This is a genomic window from Gluconacetobacter johannae (genome assembly GCF_014174305.1).
GTDB lineage: Bacteria > Pseudomonadota > Alphaproteobacteria > Acetobacterales > Acetobacteraceae > Gluconacetobacter > Gluconacetobacter johannae.
This window is the reverse complement of the sequence record NZ_JABEQH010000012.1, coordinates 61,238-87,855: the sequence shown is the minus strand read 5'-3', so window position 1 is coordinate 87,855 and position 26,618 is coordinate 61,238. Positions and strand designations below refer to the sequence as shown.

The 26,618-nt window shown below is 68.7% G+C and carries 21 protein-coding genes; 16 read left to right on the top strand and 5 right to left on the bottom strand.

Annotated elements, in window-relative coordinates; genetic code table 11:
- Positions 1-93: 93 nt before the first annotated feature.
- The 13 genes from betA to HLH21_RS10145 all read left to right on the top strand — a co-directional run bounded on the left by betA (position 94) and on the right by HLH21_RS10145 (position 18,289).
- Positions 94-1,749, top strand: a complete 1,656-nt coding sequence (betA, locus tag HLH21_RS10205; RefSeq protein ID WP_220789764.1) for a choline dehydrogenase — start codon at positions 94-96, stop codon at positions 1,747-1,749.
- 444 nt (positions 1,750-2,193) lie between these two features.
- Complete coding sequence (locus HLH21_RS10200) at positions 2,194-3,447, top strand: sarcosine oxidase subunit beta family protein (RefSeq protein ID WP_182943648.1); 1,254 nt, start codon at positions 2,194-2,196, stop codon at positions 3,445-3,447.
- A 10-nt stretch (positions 3,448-3,457) separates the two neighbouring features.
- On the top strand, positions 3,458-3,763 hold the full coding sequence (locus tag HLH21_RS10195; protein ID WP_182943647.1) for a sarcosine oxidase subunit delta: 306 nt from the start codon (positions 3,458-3,460) through the stop codon (positions 3,761-3,763).
- Positions 3,760-6,765 (top strand): sarcosine oxidase subunit alpha family protein, encoded by a 3,006-nt coding sequence (locus HLH21_RS10190; RefSeq protein ID WP_182943646.1) that lies wholly within the window; start codon positions 3,760-3,762, stop codon positions 6,763-6,765. Before HLH21_RS10195 ends, HLH21_RS10190 begins: the two co-directional genes overlap by 4 nt.
- Before the next feature lie 169 nt (positions 6,766-6,934).
- Positions 6,935-7,456 carry a sarcosine oxidase subunit gamma gene (locus HLH21_RS10185; RefSeq protein WP_220789763.1) on the top strand — a complete coding sequence of 174 codons (522 nt, stop codon included), beginning with the start codon at positions 6,935-6,937 and terminating at the stop codon, positions 7,454-7,456.
- A 32-nt stretch (positions 7,457-7,488) separates the two neighbouring features.
- Positions 7,489-8,859, top strand: coding sequence for an L-serine ammonia-lyase (locus HLH21_RS10180; RefSeq protein WP_182943645.1), 1,371 nt, complete (start codon positions 7,489-7,491; stop codon positions 8,857-8,859).
- 125 nt (positions 8,860-8,984) lie between these two features.
- Positions 8,985-10,241 (top strand): aromatic ring-hydroxylating oxygenase subunit alpha, encoded by a 1,257-nt coding sequence (locus HLH21_RS10175; RefSeq protein WP_182943644.1) that lies wholly within the window; start codon positions 8,985-8,987, stop codon positions 10,239-10,241.
- Positions 10,238-11,344: a hybrid-cluster NAD(P)-dependent oxidoreductase gene (locus HLH21_RS10170; RefSeq protein ID WP_264811977.1), complete on the top strand. Its 1,107-nt coding sequence runs from the start codon at positions 10,238-10,240 to the stop codon at positions 11,342-11,344. The genes HLH21_RS10175 and HLH21_RS10170 overlap by 4 nt, the downstream gene beginning before the upstream one ends.
- A 2-nt stretch (positions 11,345-11,346) precedes the next feature.
- The gene (locus HLH21_RS10165) at positions 11,347-12,345 is read left to right on the top strand and encodes a GlxA family transcriptional regulator (protein ID WP_182943643.1); all 999 of its coding nucleotides are present in this window, start codon (positions 11,347-11,349) and stop codon (positions 12,343-12,345) included.
- Between the two features lie 22 nt (positions 12,346-12,367).
- Entirely contained in the window at positions 12,368-14,416 is a 2,049-nt protein-coding gene (locus tag HLH21_RS10160) for an NADH:flavin oxidoreductase (protein WP_182943642.1), read from the top strand.
- Positions 14,417-14,421: 5 nt separating this feature from the next.
- Positions 14,422-16,305: a (Fe-S)-binding protein gene (locus tag HLH21_RS10155; protein WP_264811981.1), complete on the top strand. Its 1,884-nt coding sequence runs from the start codon at positions 14,422-14,424 to the stop codon at positions 16,303-16,305.
- Positions 16,302-17,513, top strand: a complete 1,212-nt coding sequence (locus HLH21_RS10150) for an FAD-binding protein (RefSeq protein ID WP_182943641.1) — start codon at positions 16,302-16,304, stop codon at positions 17,511-17,513. The genes HLH21_RS10155 and HLH21_RS10150 overlap by 4 nt, the downstream gene beginning before the upstream one ends.
- On the top strand, positions 17,513-18,289 hold the full coding sequence (locus HLH21_RS10145) for an adenine nucleotide alpha hydrolase family protein (protein ID WP_246379564.1): 777 nt from the start codon (positions 17,513-17,515) through the stop codon (positions 18,287-18,289). Before HLH21_RS10150 ends, HLH21_RS10145 begins: the two co-directional genes overlap by 1 nt.
- Positions 18,290-18,667: 378 nt before the next feature.
- Here the strand turns inward: HLH21_RS10145 and HLH21_RS10140 are convergent, their stop codons facing one another.
- From HLH21_RS10140 to HLH21_RS10125, 4 genes are all read right to left on the bottom strand, one after another.
- A complete protein-coding gene (locus tag HLH21_RS10140; protein WP_182943640.1) occupies positions 18,668-18,958 on the bottom strand; it encodes a hypothetical protein in 291 nt (96 codons plus the stop codon).
- Between the two features lie 126 nt (positions 18,959-19,084).
- Positions 19,085-20,101, bottom strand: a complete 1,017-nt coding sequence (locus HLH21_RS10135) for an ABC transporter substrate-binding protein (protein WP_182943639.1) — start codon at positions 20,099-20,101, stop codon at positions 19,085-19,087.
- On the bottom strand, positions 20,098-20,940 hold the full coding sequence (locus HLH21_RS10130; protein ID WP_220789762.1) for an ABC transporter permease: 843 nt from the start codon (positions 20,938-20,940) through the stop codon (positions 20,098-20,100). The genes HLH21_RS10135 and HLH21_RS10130 overlap by 4 nt, the downstream gene beginning before the upstream one ends.
- The gene (locus tag HLH21_RS10125) at positions 20,927-21,709 is read right to left on the bottom strand and encodes an ABC transporter ATP-binding protein (protein WP_182943638.1); all 783 of its coding nucleotides are present in this window, start codon (positions 21,707-21,709) and stop codon (positions 20,927-20,929) included. Before HLH21_RS10125 ends, HLH21_RS10130 begins: the two co-directional genes overlap by 14 nt.
- 525 nt (positions 21,710-22,234) lie before the next feature.
- Here HLH21_RS10125 and HLH21_RS10120 point away from each other — a divergent pair.
- The 3 genes from HLH21_RS10120 (at position 22,235) to HLH21_RS10110 (ending at position 25,727) form a co-directional block, all read left to right on the top strand.
- On the top strand, positions 22,235-24,673 hold the full coding sequence (locus tag HLH21_RS10120) for a TonB-dependent receptor (protein ID WP_246379562.1): 2,439 nt from the start codon (positions 22,235-22,237) through the stop codon (positions 24,671-24,673).
- Positions 24,674-24,792: 119 nt separating this feature from the next.
- The gene (locus HLH21_RS17270; protein WP_246379560.1) at positions 24,793-25,317 is read left to right on the top strand and encodes an antitoxin; all 525 of its coding nucleotides are present in this window, start codon (positions 24,793-24,795) and stop codon (positions 25,315-25,317) included.
- 23 nt (positions 25,318-25,340) lie between these two features.
- Positions 25,341-25,727: a type II toxin-antitoxin system VapC family toxin gene (locus HLH21_RS10110; protein WP_246379556.1), complete on the top strand. Its 387-nt coding sequence runs from the start codon at positions 25,341-25,343 to the stop codon at positions 25,725-25,727.
- 24 nt (positions 25,728-25,751) lie between these two features.
- Here the strand turns inward: HLH21_RS10110 and purU are convergent, their stop codons facing one another.
- Positions 25,752-26,618: a formyltetrahydrofolate deformylase gene (gene purU, locus HLH21_RS10105; RefSeq protein WP_182943635.1), complete on the bottom strand. Its 867-nt coding sequence runs from the start codon at positions 26,616-26,618 to the stop codon at positions 25,752-25,754.

Here is a 26,618-nt window from a genome sequence, read left to right as displayed (position 1 = left end):
GCAAGGGCCTCGGCCCTTGCATCCCATTCGTTTCATGACGTCCTGGGTTTCCAGAGGGCCTGGCGCCTGGGGCGCATCACCCGGAATGGTATCATGACCCAATTCGACTACATCGTCGTCGGCGCCGGCTCGGCCGGCTGCGTGCTGGCCAGCCGGCTGACGGAATCGGGCGCGGACAGCGTGCTGCTGCTGGAATTCGGCGGCAGCGACAAGTCGATCATCGTCCAGATGCCCAGCGCGCTGGCGATGCCGATGCACAGCAAACGCTTCAACTGGTTCTATGACAGCGAGCCCGAACCCCATCTGGGCGGGCGGCGCATGCACACGCCGCGCGGAAAGGGGCTGGGCGGGTCGTCCTCGATCAACGGCATGGTCTATGTCCGGGGCAACGCCCTCGATTTCCAGCAATGGGAGGCCGACGGGGCGGCCGGCTGGGGCTATCGCCATGTGCTGCCCTATTTCCGCCGCGCCGAATCCTGTGCCGAGGGCGAGGATTGGTATCGCGGGCGCGGCGGGCCGCTGCATACCCGGTATGGCACCGTGGAAAACCCGCTGCATCATGCGTGGCTGGCGGCCGGGCGGCAGGCGGGCTACCCCATGACGTCGGACTATAACGGCTTCCAGCAATACGGCTTCGACAAGATGAGCATGACCGTGAAGGACGGCCGGCGCTGGAGCACCGCGAACGCCTACCTGCGTCCCGCCCTGGCGCGCAAGAACCTGGCGCTGCACACGCATGCCCGCGTGACGCGCATTATCTTCGAGGGGCGGCGCGCCGTGGGGGTGGCCTATCGCCGCCATGGGGTGGAGCATGTGGCCCGCGCCCGGCGGGAGGTGATCCTGTCCGGCGGGCCGATCAATTCGCCGCAGCTTCTGAAACTGTCGGGCATCGGGCCGGCGGCCGAACTGCGCGACCACGGGATTGCGGTGCTGGCCGACCGCCCCGGCGTGGGCGAGAATTTGCAGGACCATCTGGAGTTTTACTTCCAGGTGGCGTGCAGCCGGCCGGTCACGCTCTATTCGGCAATGAGCCCGCTGGCCAAGGCGCGGATCGGCCTGCGCTGGCTGCTGTGCAAGGACGGGCTGGGGGCGACCAACCATTTCGAAAGCTGCGCCTTCATCCGCAGCCGCGCCGGCATCCGCTATCCCGACATCCAGTTCCATTTCCTGCCGCTGGCCGTGACCTATGACGGCAGGGGGCTGGCGTCGGGCCATGGCTATCAGGCGCATGTCGGGCCGATGCGCTCGAAAAGCCGGGGCTGGGTGCGGCTGCGCTCGGCCGACCCCGAGGACAAGCCGCGCATCGCCTTCAACTACATGAGCCACGCGGAAGACTGGGTGGACATGCGCGCCTGCGTGCGTCTGACGCGCGAGATCTTTGCCCAGGCCGCGTTCGATCCGTTCCGTGGCCGCGAAATCCAGCCCGGCGCCGCGTGCGTGACCGACGCGCAGATCGACGCCTTCATCCGCGACAAGGTCGAAAGCGCGCTGCACCCGTCATGCACCTGCAAGATGGGCCGGGCGGACGACCCGATGGCCGTCGTCGATCCCGAAACGCGGGTGATCGGGGTCGAGGGGCTGCGCGTGGTCGATTCCTCGATCATGCCGCGCATCACCAACGGCAACCTCAACGGCCCCACGGTGATGATGGGCGAAAAGGCGGCGGACCACATCATGGGCCGCCCGCTGCTGCCGGCCTCCAACGCACCCTGGTACGAGGAGTCGCACTGGCAAGACCGTCAACGCTGAAACCCGGCCGGACGACGCGGTTTGTTCCGGCAACAGGTCGGGCGTTGCCCGCACCCACCAGGGCCTGAGAGCCTGTTTGAAAATGCGCGCTGGCGGCGATCCGACGCGCGTTTTCTGCGCTCCGATGCTCACGGCCGACAAGGCCGCTCCGCTTCGGTGCCCGAAAACACACGCCGGGCGCTTCACGACGTTTCGCTCTCGCTCGCCAGCCCACATTTTCAAACAGGCTCTGAGGCCCTGGACCCCGATCATTCAACGGATTGGCTTCCAAAGGCCGGTGGCCTTTGGCGGGTTTCAGGGCAGCGCCCTGAGGCAAATCGCATGACGTTTTTAGAAAAAAACGGCATGTCGTTTTTATTCAAGCCGCGCGTCCGATCCGTGCGAGCGGACGGGGTGGGGGCGGCGCATTGTCGCCCGACTGGTCTTGCAGCACGCGGGATGAACATGCAGAAATTTTCAGCGCTTTCTCTGGCGCAAAAGGCACTGGGCGGTCATCTCGGCTGGACGCCGCAGTGGCGGTCGGTGGCGCCGAAGCCCGCTTATGACATCGTGATCGTCGGCGGGGGCGGCCACGGCCTGGGCACCGCGTACTATCTGGCCAGGCAGCACGGGCTGCGGAACATCGCGGTGATCGAACGCGGCTGGCTGGCCGGCGGCAACACCGCGCGCAACACCACGATCATCCGGTCGAACTACCTGTTCAACGAAAGTTCGTCCTATTACGAGCATTCCCTGAAATTATGGGAAAACCTCTCGCAGGAGCTGAACTACAACGTCATGTTCAGCCAGCGCGGCTGCCTGATGGTGGCGCATACGGTCCATGACGTGCAGGTGTTCAAGCGCCACGTGCACGCCAACCGCCTGAACGGAATCGACAACGAATGGCTGTCGGCCGAGGAGGCGAAGGCATTCTGCCCGCCGCTGAATATTTCGCCCAACATCCGCTATCCGGTGCTGGGCGCGTCGTTGCAGCGCCGGGCCGGCACCGCGCGGCATGACGCCGTGGCGTGGGGCTTCGCCCGGGCGGCCAGCGACATGGGCGTGGATATCATCGAGAATTGCGAGGTCACCGGCATCCTGCGCGGGCCGGGCGGCGAGGTCCGGGGCGTGGAGACCACGCGCGGCACCATTCGCGCCGGCAAGGTCGGGGTGTCGGCGGCGGGGCACAGTTCGGTGGTGATGGGCATGGCGGGCATCCGCCTGCCGTTGCAGAGCAACCCGCTGCAGGCCCTGGTGTCGGAACCGGTCAAGCCGGCCTTTCCCACCATCGTCATGTCCAACACCATCCATGCCTACATCAGCCAGTCCGACAAGGGCGAGATGGTGATCGGCGCGGGCACGGATTCCTATGTGTCGTACACCCAGCGCGGCGGGCTGCACATTCCCGCCCATACGCTGGAGGCGATCTGCGAACTGTTCCCGATGTTCCGCCGCCTGCGTATGCTGCGCTCGTGGGGCGGGATCACCGACAACACCCCCGACCGGTCGCCGATCACGGCGAAGACGCCGGTGCCGGGCCTGTACGTCAATTGCGGCTGGGGCACCGGCGGGTTCAAGGCCACGCCGGGGGCGGCCAACCTGTTCGCCTGGACCATCGCCCGCGACGAGCCGCATCCGATCAACGCGCCTTTCACCATCGAACGGTTCCGCGACGGGGTGATGATCGACGAGGCCGCCGCCGCGGCCGTCGCCCATTAAGGAGGGCATCATGCTTCTGATCCGTTGTCCCTATTGCGGCGAACGTTCGGAAATCGAGTTCGCGAACGGCGGCGAGGCGCATATCGCCCGCCCGGCCGACCCGATGAGCCGGACCGACGAGGAATGGGCGCAGTATCTGTACATGCGCGACAACCCCAAGGGGCTGATCGCCGAGCGCTGGCGCCATGCCCATGGCTGCAACCGGTTTTTCAACGCCCTGCGCGACACCCGGACCGACCGCTTCGTCATGACCTATGAAATGGGCCGGCCCCGGCCCGAGATCGACGCCGCGACGGCGGCGGAGGCCGCGCGATGAGCCAGGCGTTCCGCGTGCCCGGCCATGGCCGGGTCGATCCGGCCCGGACCGTGAGCTTCACCTTCGACGGCCGCCGCTTCCAGGGCCAGGCCGGCGACACGCTGGCGTCCGCCCTGCTGGCGAACGGCCATCACCTGATGGGCCGGTCGTTCAAATATCACCGCCCGCGCGGCGCGGTGTCGGCCGGGTCGGACGAGCCGAACGCGCTGGTCGCCGTCGGCAGCGGCCCCGCCTTGCAGACGCCCAACCTGCGCGCGACGCAGGTGGAGCTGTACGAGGGGCTGACGGCCGTCAGCCAGAACCGCTTCCCGTCCCTGAAATTCGACCTGGGCGCGGTCAACACGCTGGCCGCGCCGCTGCTGCCGGCGGGGTTCTACTACAAGACGTTCATGTGGCCGCGCAGCTTCTGGGACCGGGTGTACGAACCCGTCATCCGCCGCGCCGCGGGGCTGGGCGTGGCCCCGACCGCGCCCGACCCGGACCATTACGCCTTCCAGTACGCCCATTGCGACGTGCTGGTGGCCGGCGCCGGCCCGGCGGGCCTGGCGGCGGCGCTGGCGGCCGGGCGGGCCGGCGCGCGGGTGATTCTGGCCGAGGAGACCGCCGAGGCGGGCGGGTCGCTGCTGTCCGACCGCACGTCGCGGATCGACGGCCGGCCGGCGGCGCTGTGGGTGGCCGACATCCTGGCCGAACTGGCGGGCCTGCCGAACGTGCGGGTGCTGACGCGCTGCACCGCGTTCAATTACGGGCCGCACAACATGGTGGCGCTGAACCAGCGCCTGAGCGACCACCTGGCCGACCCCGCGCCCGACATGCCGCGCGAACGCCTGTGGCAGGTCCGCGCGCAGGAGGTCGTGCTGGCGGCCGGCGCGCTGGAACGCCCGCTGGTGTTCGAGGGCAACGACCGCCCCGGCGTGATGCTGGCCAGCGCCGCGCGGACCTATCTGAACCGTTACGGCGTGGCGTGCGGCAGGCGGGCGGTGATCGTGACGGCGGACGATTCCGCCTATCGCGTGGCGCTGGACCTGCATGCGGCCGGGGTGACGGTGGCGGCCATCGCCGACCTGCGCCCGGCCCCGGATTCGGCGCTGGTGCGCGCGGCGCAGGAGGCGGGGCTGACGGTGCTGCCGGGCACCACCGTCCAGCGCGCGCATGGCGGCACGCGCGTCCACGGTGTGGAACTGGCGCGGCTGCTGCCCGATGGTTCGGTGGGGAAGGGCCGGCACTGGCGGGCCGACCTGGTGCTGATGTCGGGCGGCTATACGCCCAGCGTGCATCTGTTCTCGCAATCGCGGGGCAAGCTGGTGTTCGATGCCGAACTGGGCGTCTATGTGCCCGGCGAACCGGCCGAGCGCACGCGTTCGGCGGGTGCGTGCCGGGGGGTCTACGCCCTGGCATGCGTGCTGGCCGACGGCGCGGCCGCCGGGGTCGCGGCCGCCGGTGCGGCGGGCTTTGCGGCCGATGCGCCGGCGTGGACGGTCGATGCGGCGGACGAACCGGGGCGGGGCGGTTATGCCGGCGCGCTGCCGCGTCGCGGCAAGGGGCTGCTGGCCATGGCCTTCGTCGATTTCCAGAACGACGTGACGGCCAAGGACGTGAAGCTGGCGGTGCGCGAGGGCTTCCAGTCCATCGAGCATATCAAGCGCTACACCACCACCGGCATGGCGACCGACCAGGGCAAGATGTCCAACGTCAACGCGCTGGGCATCGCGGCCGACGCGCTGGGCCGGCCGGTGGAAAAGGTGGGGCTGACCACCTTCCGCCCGCCCTTCACCCCGGTAACGTTCGGCGCCTTCGCCAGCCATGCGCGCGGCGACCTGTTCGACCCGGACCGTCGGACCCCGATCGACCCCTGGGCGCGCGCGCAGGGCGCGGTGTTCGAGGACGTGGGCCTGTGGCGGCGGGCGCGCTATTTCCCGCGCGGCAGCGAGGACATGGAGGCCGCCGTCCGGCGCGAATGCCTGGCGGTGCGGGGCGGCGTGGGCATTTTCGACGCCTCGACCCTGGGCAAGATCGAGGTGGTCGGCCCCGACGCCGCGACCTTCATGAACCGCATGTACGTCAACGCCTGGACCAAGCTGGGCGTCGGCAGGTGCCGCTATGGCCTGATGTGCCGGGAAAACGGCTTCGTCTACGATGACGGCGTGGTCGGGCGGATTGCCCAGGACCGCTTCCATGTCACCACCACGACCGGCGGCGCGCCGGGCGTGCTGGCGCTGATGGAAGACTACCTCCAGACCGAATGGCCCGAGCTGGACGTCTGGCTGACCTCGACCACCGAGGAATGGGCGGTGATCGCCCTGCAGGGCCCTTCGGCGCGCGCGGTGCTGGCGCCGCTGGTGGACGGGCTGGACATCTCGGCCGAGGCCCTGCCGCACATGAGCCTGGCCGAGGGCACCATCGGCGGCGTGCCGATGCGCCTGTTCCGCGTCAGCTTCACCGGCGAGCTGGGCTTCGAGATCAACGTGCCCGCCCGCCATGGCCGCGCGGTGTGGCAGGCGATCTGGGATGCCGGGCAGGGGGTGGGCATCACCCCCTACGGCACCGAGACGATGCATGTGCTGCGGGCGGAGAAAGGCTACATCATCGTCGGCCAGGAAACCGACGGCACCGCGACGCCCGACGACGCGGGCTGCGGCTGGGCGGTCAGCAAGGCGAAGGCCGATTTCGTGGGCAAGCGCTCGCTGGCGCTGCCGGCGATGCAGGCCCCGGACCGCAAGCAGCTTGTCGGCCTGCTGACCGAGGCGGCGTGGGAGGTGCTGGAGGAAGGCGCGCAACTGGTGGCCCGCCCCGACGAGGCGATCCCGATGCGGGTGCTGGGCCATGTGACCTCGTCCTATTTCTCGGCGACGCTGGGGCGCTCGATCGCGCTGGCGATGGTGTCGGGCGGCCGCGCGCGGGTGGGCGAGACGCTGTACGTGCCCATGGAAGGCCGCACCATCGCGGTGACGGTGACGAAACCGGTGTTCTACGACGTCGAAGGGGCACGTCTGAATGTCTGAGAGCCTGACCGGAAATGCGCGTTGGCGGCGATCCGACGCGCGTTTCCTGCGCTCCGATGCTCACGGCCATCAAGGCCGCTCCGCTTCGGTGCTCGAAAACACACGCCGGGCGCTTCACTGCGTTCCGCTCTCGCTCGCCAGCCCACATTTCCGATCAGGCTCTGACACCATGCAGCTTTCCCACAGCGAGTTCGCCCTGGCCCCGGCCGCCGAGCGGCGGCGGTTCGTATTGCAGGCCCGGCCCGCAACCCTGGACGTTGCGGCCCGCGCGCTGGGGCTGGGCGACACGTTCGCCATGCTGGCGGCCGCCGCGGCCGGGGCCGTGACGGCCCTGCGCCTGGGGCCGCAGGAGGTGCTGCTGCTGCTGGACCCGGCGGGGGCGGACGACGGCCTGTCGGCGCTGCGCGCGGGGCTGGCGGGCGTGGCGCACAGCCTGGTGGAGGTCAGCGACCGGCAGGTGGGGCTGGACCTGTCCGGCGCGCTGGTCGAGGCGGCGCTGGCGTCCCTGACGTCGATCGACGTGGCGGTTGCGGCCTTTCCGGTCGGCATGGCCACGCGGACCCTGCTGGGCAAGGCCGACGGCGTGCTGTGGCGCACCGCGCCGGACCGGTTCCGGCTGGAAGTCTGGCGGTCGTTCGCGCCCTATCTGTCGGGCCTGCTGGATGAGGCGGCGCGCGACGCCGTATTCTGACGGCGGGACCGGTCGGGCCGGGAGGCGGCAGGATGATAAGTCTGTTCGACCTGTTCAAAATCGGGATCGGCCCGTCCTCGTCGCACACGGTGGGGCCGATGCGCGCCGCCCACGATTTCGCGGCGGCGCTGCCGGGGCCGGGCCATGCGCCGGCCGACGTCGCGCGGCTGCGGGTGACGCTGTACGGGTCGCTGGCCTGGACCGGCGTGGGGCATGCGACGGACAAGGCGGTGATCCTGGGCCTGGCCGGGCTGCTGCCCGACGCGGTGGACCCCGACGCCGCCGACCGGCTGGCGGACACGGTGCGCGCCGCGCGCATGCTGGACGTGCGCGGGGCGCCGGTGGCGTTCGACCCCGCGACCGACATCGTCTTCGACCGCGACAGCGTGCCGCCCGTCCACCCCAACACCTTGCAGTTCGAGGCCCTGGACGCGGCGGGCGCGGTGCTGCGGGTCGGGCGTTTCTGTTCCATCGGCGGGGGCTTCGTGACGCCCGAGGACCAGCCCGCGACCGTGGCGGCGCTGTCCGAGCCCGTGCCGTTCGATTTCGTGTCGGGCCGCGACCTGCTGGAGCACGCCCGGCGCACGGGCCTGACCATCGCGGAGATCGTGCTGGCGAACGAGGCCGCGCTGCGCCCGATGGCCGAGGTCACGGCCTGTCTGGACCGGATCGTGGACGCGATGATGGCCAGCGTGGCGCGCGGCATGGCGCGGGAGGGCGTGCTGCCCGGCCGCCTGGCCGTGCGCCGGCGCGCGCCGGCCATCCGCGCGCGGCTGGAGGCCGACCGCTTCCGCAACGTCCGCGCGGCGCACGAGGTGATGGACTGGGTCAGCCTGTTCGCCATCGCGGTGAACGAGGAAAACGCCGCCGGCGGCCGCATCGTGACCGCGCCGACCAACGGGGCGGCGGGCGTGGTGCCCGCCGTGCTGCGCTATTATCGCGATTTCTGCCCCGGCGCGTCGCAGGCGGGCCTGCGCGATTTCCTGCTGACGGCCTCGGCGGTGGGCGGGCTGTTCAAGCGCAATGCCTCGATTTCCGGGGCCGAGGTCGGCTGCCAGGGCGAGGTCGGGGTGGCGTGCTCGATGGCGGCGGCGGGGCTGGCGGCGGCGCTGGGCGCCGATGCGGCGCAGGTCGAGAACGCGGCCGAGATCGGGATGGAACATCACCTGGGCATGACCTGCGACCCGGTGGGCGGGCTGGTGCAGATCCCGTGCATCGAACGCAACGCCTTCGGCGCGGTGAAGGCGATCAACGCGGCCTCGCTGGCGATGCGCGGCGACGGCGCGCACCATGTCTCGCTGGACCAGGTGATCGTGACGATGCGCGAGACCGGCGCGGACATGAGCAGCCGCTACAAGGAAACGTCGCTGGGGGGACTGGCGGTGGGATTCCCCGAGTGTTGAAAAGCCTGTCATTGAAAGTCGTTGCGTATTAAAAATATGTCGTTCTGCGGCAATTAAACCTTCGTCAACGCGGCACAGTGAGGCATCCGCGCGGGCGGTGTGCTCAGCAGGGAAGGGCGGTCGGGATGTCGGAACAGAGCAGGATATCGGTGAAGGAGCTGGTGGCGCGGCGCAAGGCCGGCTACGCGCTGGAGGCCCCGTTCTATACCAGTGCGGAGATCTTTCGCGTCGATATGGACGTGATCTTCGGCCGGCACTGGATCTTCGTCGGCCTCGACCCCGACGTGCCCGAGGCCGGCGATGCGATGGTGGTCAATATCGGCCCGTCCTCGGTCATCATCGTGCGCGGCGACGACGAGGAGGTCCGCGCCTTCCACAATGTCTGCCGCCATCGCGGCGCGCGCATCCTGCCCGAGGGCAAGGCGATCATCGGCAATGTCGTCTGCCCTTACCATTCCTGGACCTACGGGCTGGAGGGCGGGCTGAAGTTCGCCGAGCACATGGGGCCGGGGTTCGACCCCACATGCCACGGGCTGAAGCCCGTCGCCCTGCGGTCGGTGTCCGGGCTGCTGTTCATCTGCCTGTCCGACGACCCGCCGGCCGACATCGACGAGATGGCGGCGGCGATGGCGCCGTACCTGGCGCCGCACGACATCCGCAATACCCGCGTCGCCTTCCAGTCGGACCTGATCGAGGACGGGAACTGGAAGCTGACGATGGAAAACAATCGCGAGTGCTATCACTGCGCGCCCAACCATCCGGAACTGACCATCCCGCTGTTCGCCTACGGGTTCGGCTTCGCGCCCGATGCGCTGGACGAGGAAGGCCGGCGCGAGGCCGACCGCTATGCCAAGCTGATGCGCGCGGCGCATGCGCGGTGGGAGGCCGAGGGCCTGCCGTCGCGCGAAATCGAGCATCTGGCCGACCGGGCGACGGGTTTCAGGACCGAGCGCCTGCCCATCGACCAGTCGGGCGAAAGCCAGACCATGGACACCCGCGCGGCCTGCCGCGTGGCGCTGGGCGGGCTGACCGACAAGGCGATCGGCGGGCTGTCGTTCTGGACGCAGCCCAATTCGTGGCATCATTTCATGGGCGATCATATCGTCAGCTTCTCGGCGATCCCGATCGACGAGGGCCATACGCTGGTCCGCACCAAATGGCTGGTGCACAAGGATGCGGTCGAGGGCGTGGATTACGACCTGCAACGCCTGACCGAAGTGTGGGAGGCGACCAACCGCCAGGATGCCGACCTGGTCGCCATCGGCCAGCAGGGGGCGACCGACCCGGCGTACGAGGCCGGCCCCTATTCCCCCTATACCGAAGGACTGGTCGAGAAATTCGCCGCCTGGTACATCGACCGCCTGGCCGCGTCCCTGCCGTGAGCGGCGGTCCGGACATGGTGGCGCGGCCGCCGCGCCACCCCGTGCCGTACTGGGACCCCGAGGTGGACGAGGTGCTGGTCTGCCGGCAGGTGCGCGACGAGACGCCCGACGTCAGGACCTTCGTCTTCACCGCGCCGGAGCCCCGTCGTTTCGCCTATCGTCCCGGCCAGTTCATGACCCTGACGCTGCCGCTGGGCGACGGTGGGGCGGACATCAACCGCTGCTACACGCTTTCGTCGTCGCCGACGCGGCCCGATACGCTGGCGATTACGGTCAAGCGCGTGCCGGGCGGGGTGGTGTCCAACTGGCTGCACGATGCGCTGCGTCCGGGGATGGAGGTCCGCGCGCTGGGCCCGATGGGCGATTTCACCTGCGACGGGCTGGCGGCGGGCAAATACCTGTTGCTGTCGGGCGGCAGCGGCGTCACGCCGATGATGTCGATGGCGCGGACGTTCCACGACCTGGGCGGGCCGCAGGACGTGGTGTTCCTGCACAGCGCGCGCAGCCCCGGCGACGTGGTGTTCGCGCGCGAACTGGCGCTGATGGAGCAGAACTGGCCGGCCTTCCGCGCCGTTGCGGTGTGCGAGCACGACAGCCCCGCGGCGCGGTGGAACGGCCATCGCGGACGCCTGACGCCGGCGATGCTGGCGATGATCGCCCCCGACTTCCGCGCGCGCGAAATCTTCGTCTGCGGGCCGGCCCCCTATATGGCGGCGGTGCGCGACATGCTGCGCGATGCGGGTTTCGACATGGCCCGGCACCATGAGGAAAGTTTCGATTTCGCCACCCTGTCGGCGGCCGAGCCCGAGGTGGGCGGGGCGATCGCGGAACTGGAGGCCGCGCGCCACGCCGTGACCTTCACCCGAAGCCGCCGTGCGATCGACTGCGGGGCCGACACCACCATCCTGTCGGCGGCGCGCGCGGCGGGCCTGCGCCTGCCGGCCTCGTGCGCCAGGGGCATGTGCGGAACGTGCAAATGCCGTCTGGTGTCAGGGACCGTGGAGATGAAGCATGACGGCGGCATCCGCCAGCGCGAGATCGACCAGGGCATGATCCTGCTGTGCTGCGCCCGGCCGACCAGCGACCTGGTGGTTGAACGCTGACGATGTCGCGGGCGCTCGACCTTGCCGGGTTGCGTCGCTTCGGGTTCCTGACCCTGGCCGGCTATTCGATGATCGCCGTCAGCAACGCCATCGAGGCCCTGCGGATGGCCAACCGGGTGGGCGACGCGCCGGTGTATGAATGGGAGATCGTGACGATGGACGGCGCGGGCGTGCCGGCCAGCAACGGGCTGGCGCTGCATCCCGTCGTAGTGGCGGCCGATGCGCGGCCGTTCGACGTGCTGTTCGTCTGCGGGGGCGTCGATGTGCGCGCGGCCACCGGGCGGGCGCTGCTGGCGTGGCTGCGGCGGCAGGCGCGCGAAGGCGTGGCGCTGGGCGCGCTGTGCACCGGCACCTTCGCCCTGGCCGAGGCCGGGCTGCTGCGCGGCTATCGCTGCGCGATCCATTGGGAGAACCTGTCGTCGATCCGCGAGGAATTTCCCGAGATCGACATTTCGGACGACCTGTTCGTGATCGACCGCGACCGGCTGACCTGCACCGGCGGATCGGTGCCGCTGGACATGATGCTGCGGATCATCGCGGCCCGCTTCGGGCCGGCCCGTGCCCGCGCGGTGTCGGCGCAGTTCATCCTGGACCGCAGCCGCACCGGCGACGAGGTGCAGCCGGTGCCGGCCCTGGCCGACGCCCCGCCGGCCCTGGCGCGGGCGCTGCGGCTGATCGAGAAGGACATCGACCGGCCGCTGCGTATCGCCGACATCGCGGCGGCGGCGCGCCTGTCGGTCCGCCAGCTGGAACGGCTGTTCCGCCGCCATACCGGCGCCACCCCCGCCGCCTATCTGGTGGCGGCGCGGCTGGACCGCGCGCGGCGGCTGCTGCGGCAGACGGTGATGCCGGTCACCGATATCGGCATCGCCTGCGGCTTCGTCTCGGCCGCGCATTTCAGCACCGCCTATCGCAGCCGCTTCGGCTGCGCCCCGCGCGAGGAACGCAAGGTGCGGGCCGCGCCCGCGCCGTCCCTTCACCCCCATCCGTCGCCTGGCTGACGGTGCCCATGGACACTTCCGCATGATGACCAACGCCGAGGCGCTTTTCAAACCCCTGCGGATCAGGAACCTGGTCATCCGCAACCGGGTGATGAGCACCAGTCACGCCCCCGGCTACGGCCGCGACGGCAAGCCGCAGGAGCGCTACCAGCTCTATCATGCCGAAAAGGCGAAGGGCGGGATCGGCCTGACCATGTTCGGCGGCTCGTCCTCGGTCGAATGCGACAGCCCGGCCACGCCGTGGAACCAGATCGCGGTGTCCGACGACAGCATCGTGCCCTATTTCCGCCAGTTCGCCGACCGGGTGCACCAGCACGGCGCGCGGCTGATGATCCAGCTGACGCACATGGGGCGGCGCACCCGCTGGGACACCGATGCGTGGCTGCCGGTGATCGCGCCGTCGGTGCGGCGCGAGCCTGCGTCGCGTTCGATCCCCAAGGAGATGGAGCCCGAGGATATCGCCCGCGTCGTCCGCGCCTTCGCCGACGCGGCGCGGCGCTGCCGCGACGGCGGGCTGGACGGGCTGGAGATCTCGGCCGCGCACGGGCATCTGGTGGACCAGTTCTGGAGCCCCTCGGCCAACACGCGGCGCGATGCCTACGGCGGGTCGCTGGAGCATCGCATGCGCTTCGGCATCGAGGTGCTGGGCGCGATCCGCGAGGCCGTGGGCGACGATTATGTCGTGGGCATGCGGATGTCGGGCGACGAACTGCTCAATGGCGGGCTGACGCAGGACGAATGCGTCGCCATCGCCGCCGAATATGCCGGGCGCGGGCTGGTGGATTTCGTCAATATCGTCGGCGGCCAGGCGCGCGACGACATGGCCCATGCCGTCAGCCTGCCGAACATGTCCTTTCCCGTCGCCCCGTTCCTGCATCTGGCCAGCGCCATCAAGCGCGCGGTGGACGTGCCGGTGTTCCATGCCCAGCGGATCACCGACCTGGCCTCGGCCGCGCGGGCGGTGGCCGAGGGGCATGTCGACATGGTGGCGATGACCCGCGCGCACATCGCCGACCCGCATCTGGTGAACAAGCTGGCCGAGGGCCGGGAAGACGACATCCGGCAATGCGTCGGTGCGGGCTATTGCATCGACCGCATCTATGTCGGCGGCGACGCGCTGTGCCTGCAGAACGCGGCCACCGGGCGCGAGGCGACGATGCCGCACGATATCCGCCCCGGCGACGTCCGGCGGCGGGTGGTCGTGGTGGGCGGCGGGGTCGCCGGGCTGGAGGCCGCGCGGGTGTGCGCGCTGCGCGGGCATGACGTCGTGCTGTTCGAGCGCGAGGGCGCGACCGGCGGGCAGGTGAATGTGGCGGCCCGGGCCGGCTGGCGCGAGGCCCTGTCGGGCGTCGTCCGCTGGCTGGACGCGCAGGTTCGCAAGCTGGGCGTCGAGGTCCGCACCGGGGCCGAGGCGACGGCGGCGCTGGTGGCGGCGGAACGGCCCGACGTCGTGATCGTGGCGACCGGGGGCGCGCCGTCGCCGGGCGAATGGCCGGGGGCGGAGCTGGCGTCGTCCACCCACGCCGTGCTGGACGGCACGGCCAGCCCGACCGGCAGCGTGCTGCTGTATGACGAGATGGGGCAGCACAACGCGGCCTCGGTGGCCGAGGTGCTGGCGACGCGCGGCTGCCTGGTGGAGCTGGCGACCCACGACCGGATGATCGCGCAGGAGGTCGGCACCACCAACCAGCCGGTGCACCTGCGCGAACTGTACCGGCTGGGCGTGGTGCTGACCCCCAATGCCGAACTGGTCGAGACCTACCGCGAGGGCAATCGCCTGGTCGCCGTGCTGCGGAACACCATGACCGGGGCCGAGGAGGAGCGCGTGGTGGACCATGTGGTGGTCGAATGCGGCACCCTGCCGCGCGATGCGCTGTATTTCGCGCTCAAGGACGGGTCGGTCAATCGCGGCCAGACCGACCTGCCGGCGCTGCTGGAGGGGCGGGCGCAGCCGGCGCTGGCGGCCTGTGGTGTGGGGGAGTACGCGCTGTTTCGCATCGGCGACGCGGTGGCCGGCCGCAACATCCACGCCGCGCTGTATGACGCGCTGCGCCTGTGCAAGGATTTCTGAGCCCCGTGGCGCTGATTGTGGCCTGTCTGGCCTGGGGGCTGGTGGCGTGCGTGCTGCTGGCGGCGCTGGGCCTTGCGCGGCGCTGGCGGCGGGGGCGGCCGGTCCGGGTGGATTGGGTCGCGGGCCTGGCCGCCGTGCCGCGCCGCTATCTGGTCGATGTCCATCATGTCGTCGAACGCCGGCCCGAGGCCGCGCGGATGCATGTGCCCGCGGCCGGCGGGCTGCTGGGGGGCAGCGTGGCGCTGATGCTGGCGGCCCTGCCGGCGCTGCGTGGCAGCCGGGCCTGGTGGGCGGTGGTGGCGGTGCTGTTCGCCGCCGCGCTGTGGGGGGCGGTGCTGGTGCGGCGGCGGCGGCGGCCGGCGGTGCCCTCCTTCCTGTCGGGGGGGATGTTCCTGTGGCTGCCCGGCGCGCTGGGGGCCTATGCGGGCGGGGCGCTGCTGCTGGCGCTGGGCCTGCTGGCCGCGCCGGATGGTGGATCGCCCCTGCTGCTGGCGCCGCTGGTGCTGACAGTGGGCGGGGCGGTGGGCCTGCTGGTGCAGTTCGCGCGTGGGCCGATGCGCCATGCCTTTGCCGGCACGGTCTGGCTGGCCGCCCATGCGCGGCCGGGGCGGTTCGGCGGCGGGCGGGACACCGCCTTGCGGCCGCTGGACCTGGATGCCGCGCGTCTGGGCGCGCTGGCGCCGTCCGATTTCGCCTGGACCGCTTTGGCCAGCTTCGACGCCTGCATCCAGTGCGGCCGGTGCGAGCAGGCCTGCCCGGCCTTCGCCGCCGGGCAGCGGCTGAACCCCAAGGCGCTGGTCCAGGATCTGGTCGCGGCCACGCGCGGGGGCGGCGCTTCCTATAGCGGCAGCCCGGCCCCCAACGCGCCGCCGGTGGCGTGCCGGGGCGGCATGGATGCGCCGATCATCGGCGCCGGGGCGATGATCCATCCCGACACGCTGTGGGCCTGCACCACCTGCCGCGCCTGCGTCGAGGAATGCCCGATGATGATCGAGCATGTGGACGCCATCGTCGATCTGCGGCGGGGGCAGACGCTGATGCTGGGGCAGGTGCGGCCGGGGGCGGCACAGGCGCTGCGCCGGATGCGCGACAGCGCCGAGCCCGGCGGCCGCCCGCTGGCCGCCCGCGCCGACGCGCTGGCGGCGCTGGACGTGCCGGTGCTGCCCGAGGGGGGCGAGACCGACATCCTGCTGTGGCTGGGCGAGGGCGCGTTCGACCTGCGCCATGGCCGCACCTTGCAGGCGCTGGTGCGGCTGATGCGGCTGGCCGGCCTGCGCTTCGCCATCCTGGGCGCGGCCGAGCCCGATTGCGGCGACCTGGCCCGCCGCCTGGGGGACGAGGCGACCTTCCGCCTGCTGGCCGACGAGGCCATTGCGACGCTGAACGCGCGGCGCTTCCAACGGATCGTCACCGCCGACCCGCATGCGCTGCATGTGTTGCGGAACGAATATCCGGCGCTGGGCGGGCACTGGACGGTGCAGCACCACACGGCGCTGCTGGACGAGCTGGTGACCGGCGGGGCCCTGCGCCTTGCGCCGCGCGACCTGCCGCCGGTCGCCTATCACGACCCCTGCTACCTGGGCCGCTACAATGGCGAGGTCGCGGCCCCGCGCCGCCTGCTGGACGCCGCCTGCGGCACGCGGGTGGAAATGGCGCGCCACGGCCTGCGGTCGATGTGCTGCGGCGGGGGCGGCGGCAACCCGATCAGCGACGTGGACGGGGCGGCGCGGATCCCGGACCTGCGGATGGCGCAGGCCGGTGCTGTGGGGGCGGCGATCGTGGCCGTGGGCTGTCCGGGCTGCACCGCCATGCTGGAAGGCGTGCCTGCCCCCCGGCCCGAGGTGCGCGACATTGCGGAACTGGTGCTCGACGCCGTGGTGACGGCATGACCGGCCGCCCGCGCCGCGATCCGCGCGCCGAACGGGCGGCGCGGCAGGTCGGGGCGGGCGCGCGGCCGCGCTTCGACCTGGCGCAGCCGCCGGGCGGGGCGGGTATCGGGTCGTCGGGCCGGCTTCGGCGCGATCCGCGTGCCGAACACGCCCGGCTGCTGGTGCCCGGCGGGGACCGGCCGCGTCTGGCGCGTGGCGGCGGGGCGGGCATCGGTGCGGCGCGCGCGGCCGCGCCGGCCCCGGCCGTGCGGGTGGTGCGCGTGGACGATCCGGCCTGCCTGGTGGTGGCGGTCCCCGACCTGCCGGATGGGCGGCTGGACCGGCTGGACCGGCAGGTGCTGGGGGCGGCGCGCGTGCTGGCCGACGCGGCGTCCGGTGCGGTGGTGCTGCTGGGCGGCGCGGGTATGCCCGACTTGGGGGATGCCGGGCCGGCGGGGGCCGACCGTCTGGCGCTGGTGGATCTGGCCGCCGACGACCCGGACGCTCGGGCGGCCATCGTCTGCGCCGCGCTGGCCGCGCTGTCGCCCCGGCATGTGCTGTTTCCCGACAGCGACGACGGGGCGGACCTGGCGCGCCGCGTCGCCGCGCGCACCGGGCGGGGACTGATGACGGGGGTGGAGGTCCTGACGGCCCGGCAGGCCATCCGCCCGTGCCGGGCCGGCCGGTGCGAGCAGGTTTCGGCCCCGCCGGCGCTGCTGACGCTGGCGGCCGACCGGGTCGCGCCCTATGCGGGCGCGGTGCGGGAGGCCCGGCCGCTGGCGGTCGATCCGCCCCCGGCCCCGCCGATGGCGGGGCGCATTCGCGCCTCGGCGCCCCGTGCGGCCGATCCGGCGACGATGACGCTGGCCGAGGCCCCGTTCGTGGTGGCGGCGGGCAATGGCGTGACCGATTTCGCCCTGTTCCGGTCGGTGGTGGCCGGCCTGCACGCCACGCCGGGGGCCAGCCGCGTGGTCTGTGACGCCGGGTCCATGCCGCGCGCGGCCCAGGTGGGGGCGTCGGGCACCGTGCTGGACGCCGTGTGCTATCTGGCCTTCGGCATCGCGGGCGCGCCGCAGCATCTGCAGGGGCTGGGACGGGTGGAGCATGTGGTGGCCGTCAACACCGACCTGCACGCCGCCATGGTGGCGCGCGCCGGCCTGTCGGTCATCGCGGACGCGCAGCGCGTGATGCCGGCCATTCGCGATGCGCTGGCGGCGGAGGGCGGGTGATGGCGACGGCCATGCGGGCGGTGGTGCTTCTGTCGGCGGGGATCGACCCGGTGTCGGGCCGGCCGGCCCCGGTGGGGACCGAAATCCGCGCCATCGGCCTGGCGCGGGCGCTGGGCGCGCGGATGGTCGGGCTGCATGCCGGCCCGCCCGCCCCGGTGCTGCGGGAGTACGCCGGCTACGGCCTGGCGGACATCGTCTGCCTGGACGGGGGGGAGGCCGATCCGGTCGCCGCGCTGGCGGGGGCCATCCTGTCGGGGGCGCTGTTCGCGGAGGGGCCGGTGGAGCTGGTGCTGGCGGGCCGGCGCGCCTCGGGCGGCGCGGACAGCGGCCTGCTGCCCTATGCGGTGGCGGAGCGGCTGGGCTGGCCGATGGTGGCGGACGTCGCCCAGGCGCAGCGGGCGGGGGCGCAACAGGCGGGGGCGTCGCCGGACCTGGACCTGGAACAGGCGCGCCCGCGTGGCGCGCGGCGTGCGGCGCGGGTCGCCCTGCCCTGCGTGGTGGGCGTGCACGACGTCGCGGCGTGCGTGCCGGATTTCGTCTTCGCGCAGGCCCGCGCGGCATGTCTGCGCGCGCTGCCGTGCGGCCTCGACGGGCCGCCGCCCGTGGCCGAGGCGGCGGAGGAGCGCGCCTATCGCCGCCGGCCGCGCCTGATCGCGGCGGCGGCGCAGGGGACGGGCGGCCGGGTGCTGGTCGACCCCGCGCCGCAGGACGCCGCGCGGGCCATCATCGACCATCTGCGGGCGCTGGGCGTGCTGCCCCCGCCCGCAGGGTCCTGACGGTGGCATGCCTCAGGGCGCTGCCCTGAAACCCGCCAAAGGGCAGCGCCCTTTGGAAACCCGTTTGCTGCCAGGCGGGCTTCATGCAGTCAATTGGACCACCGCCAGCGCTTACAACTGCGGTTGTTAATGCCTGCGCTGTTGCTTGAGCTTTGGCAGATGCTGCGGCCACTGCCGACCCAGTGCTGCTGCGGTAGTTAGTTCAGCCTGAGTTAAATTCCTACTCATATCTACTATCTCTACTCTCTGCCTCCACGATGAATGAATTACATCGGGCTCGACGAGTGTAACCGTGTCATCTATCAACCCCAAATGCCGGATAGCCTTATTTTTTGGCGATCTTAATTGCAATTTAACCCAACGTAACAATTTTCGTATTTAGTTGAAATTGAAGTTTTCTTCTTCCTTTACAGGTTCTTTTTGTTTCTGTGGGTCGTAAGCCAAGAAGCCGTAAATGCCTATTATAAGCGAGATCGCTACAAAAGACGCTATGGCCCAACGAATAAACTCTCCTTTCCAAAGGTGGGAAACATTGTTTGGTGATTTTTTCGCGAGCAAAAAAACACCCAAAATGCCAAAAAATAACGCAATGATTACAGAAAACCATTTCCATTGCCATACTAAGATAAGGACTGCCCATGCCGTTTTTATATTTGGATTCAATTCCATAATTTCCTCCTGCTTTAGCGTCTAAGAATATTATAACCTACTTGTTCGCATAAAAGCGAACAACCAAATCTGACGCTTGATCCGGCGCATTAAGAATCCATCAACCTCGTATGCCGGATAGCCGTTTTATTCGGGATCGGAGGGCAGGGGGGTACGTGCCGCGTAGGGATTGAAACTGTTGGAGTAGATCTGGGTGAGGTTCACCTCGGCCAGTCGGGGTTCGCCGTTCCGCACGAACCAGTCCCGGAAGATGGAAAAATCGGTGGGTTGCAGAACCCCGCCGGGCTGCCCGACCGACGTGGACTTCCAGTAGTCCAGCGGCATGAGGTTTTCGTTCCGCCCGCGCCGGCGCACGATGGATTTGAAACGCGCGATGACGGTGGCGCGCGGGGTGACGCGCGCCCATTCGATGGCCCGGGCCATGGCGCCGACGAACAGCCGCGCGGTCGCGGGGTGTTGCGCCACGAACGACCGGCGCATGGCGAGGGCGTTCATCATCAGGTCGCCGAACAGATCGTACTCCGAAAACACCTCCTGCAACCCGCCGCGCGCCATGGCGATATCCTGCAAGGGGGCGGGAAACATCGCCGCGTCGATCCGCCCCATACGCAACGCGCCTTCAAGGGCCACAGGCGGCAACGGCACCAGCGTTATCCCGGCCGTGTCGACATCGCCCTGTCCGCCGTTATGCAGGTAGCGGTTCAGGCTGAATTCCGACTGGGCGCCAAGGGCGTTGAGGCCGATCGTACGGCCGCGCAGGTCCGCCGCCGTCCGCACCGGATGGTTCGACATGACGCAGAGTTTCGATGACGACAGCGCATCCGACCCGCCGGTGCCGATCACGGCCACGGCCGGCGCGCCATAGGCGATCATTTTCAGGATGGACCCGTTGAAGGCTCCGCCGATATCGACATCGTCGGTGACGAGGGCCTGGATGTCCTGCGGACCGCTGATGGTGTTGCCCACCCATTCCAGCCGGATCGGCGCCAGGTAGCCAAGATCCTCGGCCAGTTCCGGAAACATCACGCGCCCCGCCCCGCCCTGGTAGCGCAGGCGCGTGATTTCGGGTGCGGACCCCGCCAGGGCGGGCCTGGGTAACGCCAGCGCGGCCAGCCCGCCGCACAGGGCGCGACGCGAGATCACGGCGCGACGCTCTTGCGAAGAACGCCGATGCGCCGGCCGAGCAGGACCAGGGCGCCGTTGAAAAACAGCCCGACCGCCGATAATGCCAGGATTCCGGAGTACATTTCCGGAATCTGGAAATTGGCCTGGGCGCTGTTGACGAAAAACCCCAGGCCCGCGCGGGCGCCGTTCATTTCCGCCGCGATCAGGACCAGGAACGCGGCCGACATCGCCAGGCGGATTCCGGTGAAAATGGTCGGCATCGCGGCGGGCAGCACGATGCGCGTCACCAGCTGCACGCGCGACAGGCCCATGGCTCGCCCCGCCTTCACCAGAACCCGATCGACACCGCGCACCCCCGCGATGGTGTTGAGAAGGATCGGCCAGAAGGTGGCGTAGACGACCATGGTGACTTTTGAAACTTCGCCGATACCCAGGACAAGAGTAAAAGCCGGAAGCAAGGCCAGCGGCGACGTGTTGCGAAAGGCTTCGAGCACCGGCGACAGCATGTCCGACAGCAGCCGGCTGGCGCTGATGCCGACACCCAGGGGGACGGCCAGCGCCGTCGCCAGCATCAGGCCCGCACCCGCGCGTCCGACGCTGGCCATGGCATGACGCGGCAGCACCCCCGACAGCAGCAGCGACCATGCGGTGTGCGCCACGACCGAGAACGGCGGAAAGAACACCGGGCTGACAAGGTTCAGCCTGGGGGCGATTTCCCATATCAGGATCAGCAGGGCCGGCATCGTGCCGTATTTCAGGGCGACGACCGCCGGGTAGGCCGCCCCGCGGGCGGCACGGGGGGAGGCGATGCGGCCCGCAGGGCGCGCCATCGTCCGGACGCTTTCAGAGGTGGCCATGGGCATCGCCACCACGGTCGTGCAGCATTCCGCGCAACTGCTGGCGCAGTTCGATGAAGCGCGGAAGGGTGCGGACGTCGGCCCCGGCGGGACGATCGGCGAACGGAACGTCGATCACCGCCGCGACCCGGCCGGGTCCGCGCGCCATGACCATCACGCGGCGGCCCAGGTACAGGGCTTCGTCGATATCATGTGTAATGAACACGACAGTATGTCCGGTGGCGCGCCATAATCGCAATAACTCGTCCTGCAGGGTCTCGCGCGTTTCGGGGTCCAGGGCGCCGAAGGGTTCGTCCATCAGCAGGATATCGGGACTGATGGCCAGGCTGCGGGCAATGGCGACCCGCTGCTTCATGCCGCCGGACAATTCGTCGGGGTGGCGGGACGCGTATTCCGCAAGGCCGACCAGGTCCAGAAATTCAAGCGCGCGTTGGCGGCGCACCCGGCGGGAATAACCCGCGGCGGCAAGGCCGAATTCCACATTGCCCAGCGCGGTCAGCCACGGCATCAGCGCATATTGCTGGAACACGACGCCACGCCCGCGCCCCGGGCCTTCGATGACGCGGCCGTCGACAAGCACCTGCCCCCGTGAAGGACGCTCGAGCCCGGCCATCAGCTCCAGCAAGGTCGATTTGCCGCATCCGCTGGGGCCGATCACGCACAGGAATTCACCCGTTTCCACGCTCAGGGAGACGTCGCGCAGCACAACCTGCGCGTCGTCCCGCCGGGTGTAGGTCTGGGTGACGTTCTGAAGGGTGATGCTGGACATGTAACGTTCGGCCTGCCGGTTCCAAAAGTCGATGGAAAATCGTCATATGAAATTTCACACCATTACACTAGATCATATTTTCTATTAATCTTATTAAACCGTAATTTAAGGTGAAATAGCGCAGGCCTTGCGGAATTTGGTCTGACCTTCAAAAAACGTTCTATGCACTTGATTTCAGAATGGTATTTATCGAACAAAATAATCCGATATCGAAATGGAATGAACGTCGAGGGCGGTGGTGGCACGAAAGATGCTTGGCAGCCGTTCGTTGCGTGTGCGGTGTGACGGGGAGTGCGACGGTTCACGCAGCCTGCGCGCGGTCACACGGGCCGATCATTAAACACTGATAATTTAGTGAATTAAAAAATCAATCATTTATAATCCGAATCTGTTGACAAAATTTAATATGTACCGTGAAAAGTTAATTATACGCCATGTGATGGACATATGCGCGTTGGACAGGTCGTCGAATGCGATGGGGCCGAGCGAACTCTTTGCCGCCCGAAGCGCATGTGGAGTGCAGGAATGAAAAGACTATATTTGGGCTCGATCTTCATTGCAGGAGTACTTGGAGTCGCGGAACATGGGGCGTACGCCCAAACGAATGCCGATCGCGCAACCCCGGGCCATGTCGCGGCGGGCAAGCGCCCCGCACCTGTCGCCCAGGTCACCCGGCGGCCCGCCGCCGCGCAGGCCGAACTGGTGGAAGTGACCAGAACGCAGCAGGATCGCGCCGCGCAGTCGATCGATCGCGAGACACGCGATTTGCAGAAAGTGCCGCAGGCGGCGACGCGACTTGATTCGAAGCTGCTGGCCGCCGAGCATATCACGTCGTTGCCGCAGGCGGCGCGCCTGTTGCCGACGGTTCAGCTGAATATTTCGAATCCTCACGGCCTGACCATCAATATTCGCGGCCTGGGCGCGGCCGGCACCGCGCCGACCGACGGGCTGGAGGGCGGTGTGGGCGTGTATGTGGACGGCGTGTATCGCCCGCGCCCCGCGACCGCGCTGGTCGATACCGCCGATCTGGACGGCATTACGGTCATGCGCGGCCCCACCGGCACGGAAAGCGGCATCAGCACCACCGCCGGTTCGATCAGTCTGACGACCGCCGCCCCCACATTCACCCGCGAAGTGTACGGCGAGGCCGGCGTCGGGAATTTCGACTATGCCCGCTGGCGCATCGGCCTGAACACGCCGCTCATCAAGGACAAGCTGGCCCTGCGTGTCAGCGGTACGGGGCTGAGCAACAGCGGCTGGGTCCAGAACATTCATGGCAACGGCGACATAAACGGCCAGACCAACCGGACGGTGCGCGCGCAGCTTCTGTTTCGCCCGACCGACGACCTGTCGGTGCGCCTGATCGGCGATTACAATCACTGGCGGGAGAACTGCTGCATCGGCGGTCTCTATCATGTCATCACGCATCGCACCGACGGGTCGGTGGTGGCGAACAACCTGTATGCGCGCTCGGCCCTGGTGGGGTACACGCCCCTGGCGCCATCGAATGCGCCCTACCGGCTGGATTCCGACACGTTGTCGGACGCCAACCAGGAAGACATGGGCCTGTCGGCCGAGGTCAACTGGCGCCATCGCGGGGTGAACCTGACGTCGATCACGGCCTATCGCGTCCTGAACTGGTGGCCGCATAACGATACCGACGCGATGGGCACCAACGCGGGGGCGCTCAACAACAACAAGCAGAACGAACGGCAGTTCACGCAGGAAATCCGCGCCAGCGGATCGTGGGGCCGGCGCGCGGATTACACGCTCGGCGGTTTCTACATGTGGCAGGAAGTCGGTGTGCCCTCGACGACGGTCCTGGGCACGACCGCCGCGGACTGGTACGGATACGGACCTGCCTATGCGAATGCGCTGACCGGCTATCGTGTCAGCTCGTACGCCCAGCCGACGACGAACGCCTATGCCCTGTTCGCCAACAGCACCTGGCACGCCACGTCGCGCCTGGATGTCGTGACCGGCATCCGCTACACTTACGAGACCAAGACAGGAAGTTTCAGCCAGTGGCAGACGCCGCCGTCAGGCTATGACAGCGCATTGCTGCCGCCGGGCGCCGCGCAGACGGCCTGGAACGGGTTTGGCAAGACCCGCAGCTATGGCGCGCATCAGGACAATGGATTCGTCACGGGACAGTTCGTCCTGAACTATCATGTCAACGACCATCTGCTGGTCTACGGCCGCTACGCGCGCGGCGCGAAATCAGGCGGGTTGAACCTGGTCAGCCTGCCCGCCGGCGCGTCCCCCAATGTGGGCAAGGAGACCGACGACGCGTTCGAGGTCGGCGCGAAAAGCAATTTCCTGAACGATCGCCTGCTGGTGAGTGGCGCGCTGTACCAGACGAACGACCATAATTATCAGGTCACGCAGTTGGCGCCGTATAACGGCACGCTGGTCTCGTACCTGGGCAATGCGAAGGAGGTGCGTGTGCGCGGTGCGGAGCTGGACGTCCATTACCATCCGGTGGCAAATCTGGCGACGTCGCTTTCGGTTGCCTACAACGATGCGGAATATGCCTCGTTCGATAACGCGGGCGCCCCGCCCGAGGTCAACGCCCATGGCCAGGCCTATAGCCTGACCGGAACGCGGGTGCCCTTCGACCCCCGCTGGGCCATCGCGGCGTCCGTGCAATATCATCACGCGCTGGGCCTGATCGGGCTGCCGAAGTTCGAGGGCGTCGTGGGCGGAAGCTACACCTACCGTACCGACATCAACACCACGGCGAACAATTCGGCCTATGGCTGGGTGCAGGGCTACGGCATCCTGAACCTGAATGTCGGTTTCCGCCCGACGAACACCCGGTGGGAACTGGACGGCTTCATCAACAACGCAACGGACGTCCGGCGCACAAGCCTCATTTTCCAAAATGGCGCCAGTGCGGGAACGATGCTGGCCTACGTCACGCAACCCCTGAATTTCGGCTTCATCCTGAAAGCCCATTATTGACCTTGCGGCGAATGGAAAATATGTGGGCCATGCCGGGGGTTTTCGGCATGGCCTGCCTCAGGGCGCTGCCCTGAAACCCGCCAAAGGCCACCGGCCTTTGGAAACCGATCCGGCTGTCCATGATCGGAAAAGTGGTCTTTACCTTGCGAGCGCCACCTGGACCACCGATCGCCCGGTCGCGCACAGCAATTGAAATCTCCGAGTGGTGGCAATGGGTGGAAGCTCATAAGGCTGAGATTATCGACCCGCATGACATGATAAAACCACCCGGACAGGAGCCGAAGCATGCCTGGCAACAATACGACCGGCACACGAGACTCTTGATATATACCATGCCGTATGCCATAGTGATATATACCATGTCACCTATCGCAGAGGGCGTGATGACCCAGGTCGCAAAGATCTTCAATAATGGCCGCAGCCAGGCGGTTCGCCTGCCGGCCGCCTTCCGCTTCGAAGGCACGGAAGTCTTCATTCGCCGGGACGAGGCTACCGGAGATGTCATCCTGTCGCGCCGACCGGAGAACTGGGACGGCCTGCTTGCTGCCATCAAGCAAGGCGGCGTGCCGGATGACTTCCTCGACACTTCCGAACGCGCCCAGGACCAGGACTATCGCGATCCGTTCGCCGACGGGGCGAAATGAGCGCCGACTTAGCAATGTCCTGGATGCTCGACACGAACACCGTCAGCCACATTCTCAAGGGGCATCCCCGCGCCCTGGAGCGCCTGTCTCATGCCCCCATGGCGAACGTGTGCATCTCCGTCATCACGGAAGGCGAATTGCGTTTCGGCATCGCCAGGCGCCCGCAGGCGACCCGCCTCCACCGGATCGTGAGCGAGTTTCTTCAGCGCGTGGCTGTCGAGCCGTGGGACTCATCGACGGCCGATGCATACGGCAGCCTGCGCGCCTCGCTGGAGGCCTCTGGTAAGGTGGTGGGCGCCCTCGATCTTCTGATTGCCGCCCATGCCCTGGACCATAACGCCACGCTCGTCACCAATGACGCGGGTTTCGGGAAGATTGCCCAGCTGAAGACCGAGGACTGGACGGCATGATCGCTGGTAAAGCCCTGAGGCATGTCAGTCGGGGAAGACGACGGTCCTGAGGCCGTTGCGGATGACCCGGTCTTCCAGGTGGTAATGGACGGCGCGGGACAGGACGCGGCGTTCGACGTCGCGTCCTTTGCGGATCAGGTCTTCGGCGGTGTCGGAATGGCTGATCCGTTCGGCGTCCTGTTCGATGATGGGGCCTTCGTCGAGGTCGGTGGTGACGTAATGCGCCGTGGCGCCGATCAGCTTCACCCCGCGGGTGTGGGCCTGGTGGTAGGGGCGTGCGCCCTTGAAGCTGGGCAGGAAGGAATGGTGGATGTTGATGCAGCGCCCGGCCAGGCGTGCCGACATCTCGTCGGACAGGACCTGCATGTAGCGCGCCAGCACCACCAGTTCGGCCCCTGTGTCCTGGATCAGCGACCACAGGCGCGCTTCCTGCGCGGGTTTGGTGGCCGGGGTGATCGGCAGGTGGTGGAAGGGGATGTCGCCCGTGTCCACCGAGGCATTGGCCGCGCGCGGGTGGTTCGAGACGATGGCGACCGGCTCCATCGCCAGTTCGCCGATGCGCCAGCGGTAGAGCAGGTCGGCCAGGCAGTGATCGAAGCGCGAGACCATTATCAGCACCCGGCGGCGCGTCGCCTGGTCGCGCAGGGACCAGTCGGCGTCGAACTGCCCGGCCAGCGCCGACAGGGCCGTGTGATGGCGGGCGGGGTCGTGGTCGCCGTCGGGCAGGCTGAAGGCGATCCGCATGAAGAAGCGGCCGCTGGCCAGGTCGTTGTGCTGGTTGATTTCCAGGATGTTGCCGCCGATTTCGAACAGATAGCGGGAATAGGCCGCGACGATGCCGGTCTGGCTGACGCAGGTGACGATCAGGACCAGCCTGCCGGGTGCGGACAT

What these genes read in the sequence shown, in the direction of transcription:
- HLH21_RS10140 (WP_182943640.1), bottom strand. Translation starts at nt 18,958, where the DNA reads ATGGAATTGAATCCAAATATAAAAACGGCATGGGCAGTCCTTATCTTA.
- HLH21_RS17270 (WP_246379560.1), top strand. Translation starts at nt 24,793, where the DNA reads ATGATCGGAAAAGTGGTCTTTACCTTGCGAGCGCCACCTGGACCACCG.
- HLH21_RS10110 (WP_246379556.1), top strand. Translation starts at nt 25,341, where the DNA reads ATGCTCGACACGAACACCGTCAGCCACATTCTCAAGGGGCATCCCCGC.
- HLH21_RS10175 (WP_182943644.1), top strand. Translation starts at nt 8,985, where the DNA reads ATGTCGGAACAGAGCAGGATATCGGTGAAGGAGCTGGTGGCGCGGCGC.
- HLH21_RS10130 (WP_220789762.1), bottom strand. Translation starts at nt 20,940, where the DNA reads ATGGCCACCTCTGAAAGCGTCCGGACGATGGCGCGCCCTGCGGGCCGC.
- HLH21_RS10120 (WP_246379562.1), top strand. Translation starts at nt 22,235, where the DNA reads ATGAAAAGACTATATTTGGGCTCGATCTTCATTGCAGGAGTACTTGGA.
- HLH21_RS10145 (WP_246379564.1), top strand. Translation starts at nt 17,513, where the DNA reads ATGGCGACGGCCATGCGGGCGGTGGTGCTTCTGTCGGCGGGGATCGAC.
- HLH21_RS10125 (WP_182943638.1), bottom strand. Translation starts at nt 21,709, where the DNA reads ATGTCCAGCATCACCCTTCAGAACGTCACCCAGACCTACACCCGGCGG.
- HLH21_RS10160 (WP_182943642.1), top strand. Translation starts at nt 12,368, where the DNA reads ATGATGACCAACGCCGAGGCGCTTTTCAAACCCCTGCGGATCAGGAAC.
- HLH21_RS10150 (WP_182943641.1), top strand. Translation starts at nt 16,302, where the DNA reads ATGACCGGCCGCCCGCGCCGCGATCCGCGCGCCGAACGGGCGGCGCGG.
- purU (WP_182943635.1), bottom strand. Translation starts at nt 26,618, where the DNA reads ATGTCCGCACCCGGCAGGCTGGTCCTGATCGTCACCTGCGTCAGCCAG.
- HLH21_RS10185 (WP_220789763.1), top strand. Translation starts at nt 6,935, where the DNA reads ATGCAGCTTTCCCACAGCGAGTTCGCCCTGGCCCCGGCCGCCGAGCGG.
- HLH21_RS10180 (WP_182943645.1), top strand. Translation starts at nt 7,489, where the DNA reads ATGATAAGTCTGTTCGACCTGTTCAAAATCGGGATCGGCCCGTCCTCG.
- HLH21_RS10165 (WP_182943643.1), top strand. Translation starts at nt 11,347, where the DNA reads ATGTCGCGGGCGCTCGACCTTGCCGGGTTGCGTCGCTTCGGGTTCCTG.
- HLH21_RS10190 (WP_182943646.1), top strand. Translation starts at nt 3,760, where the DNA reads ATGAGCCAGGCGTTCCGCGTGCCCGGCCATGGCCGGGTCGATCCGGCC.
- betA (WP_220789764.1), top strand. Translation starts at nt 94, where the DNA reads ATGACCCAATTCGACTACATCGTCGTCGGCGCCGGCTCGGCCGGCTGC.
- HLH21_RS10200 (WP_182943648.1), top strand. Translation starts at nt 2,194, where the DNA reads ATGCAGAAATTTTCAGCGCTTTCTCTGGCGCAAAAGGCACTGGGCGGT.
- HLH21_RS10195 (WP_182943647.1), top strand. Translation starts at nt 3,458, where the DNA reads ATGCTTCTGATCCGTTGTCCCTATTGCGGCGAACGTTCGGAAATCGAG.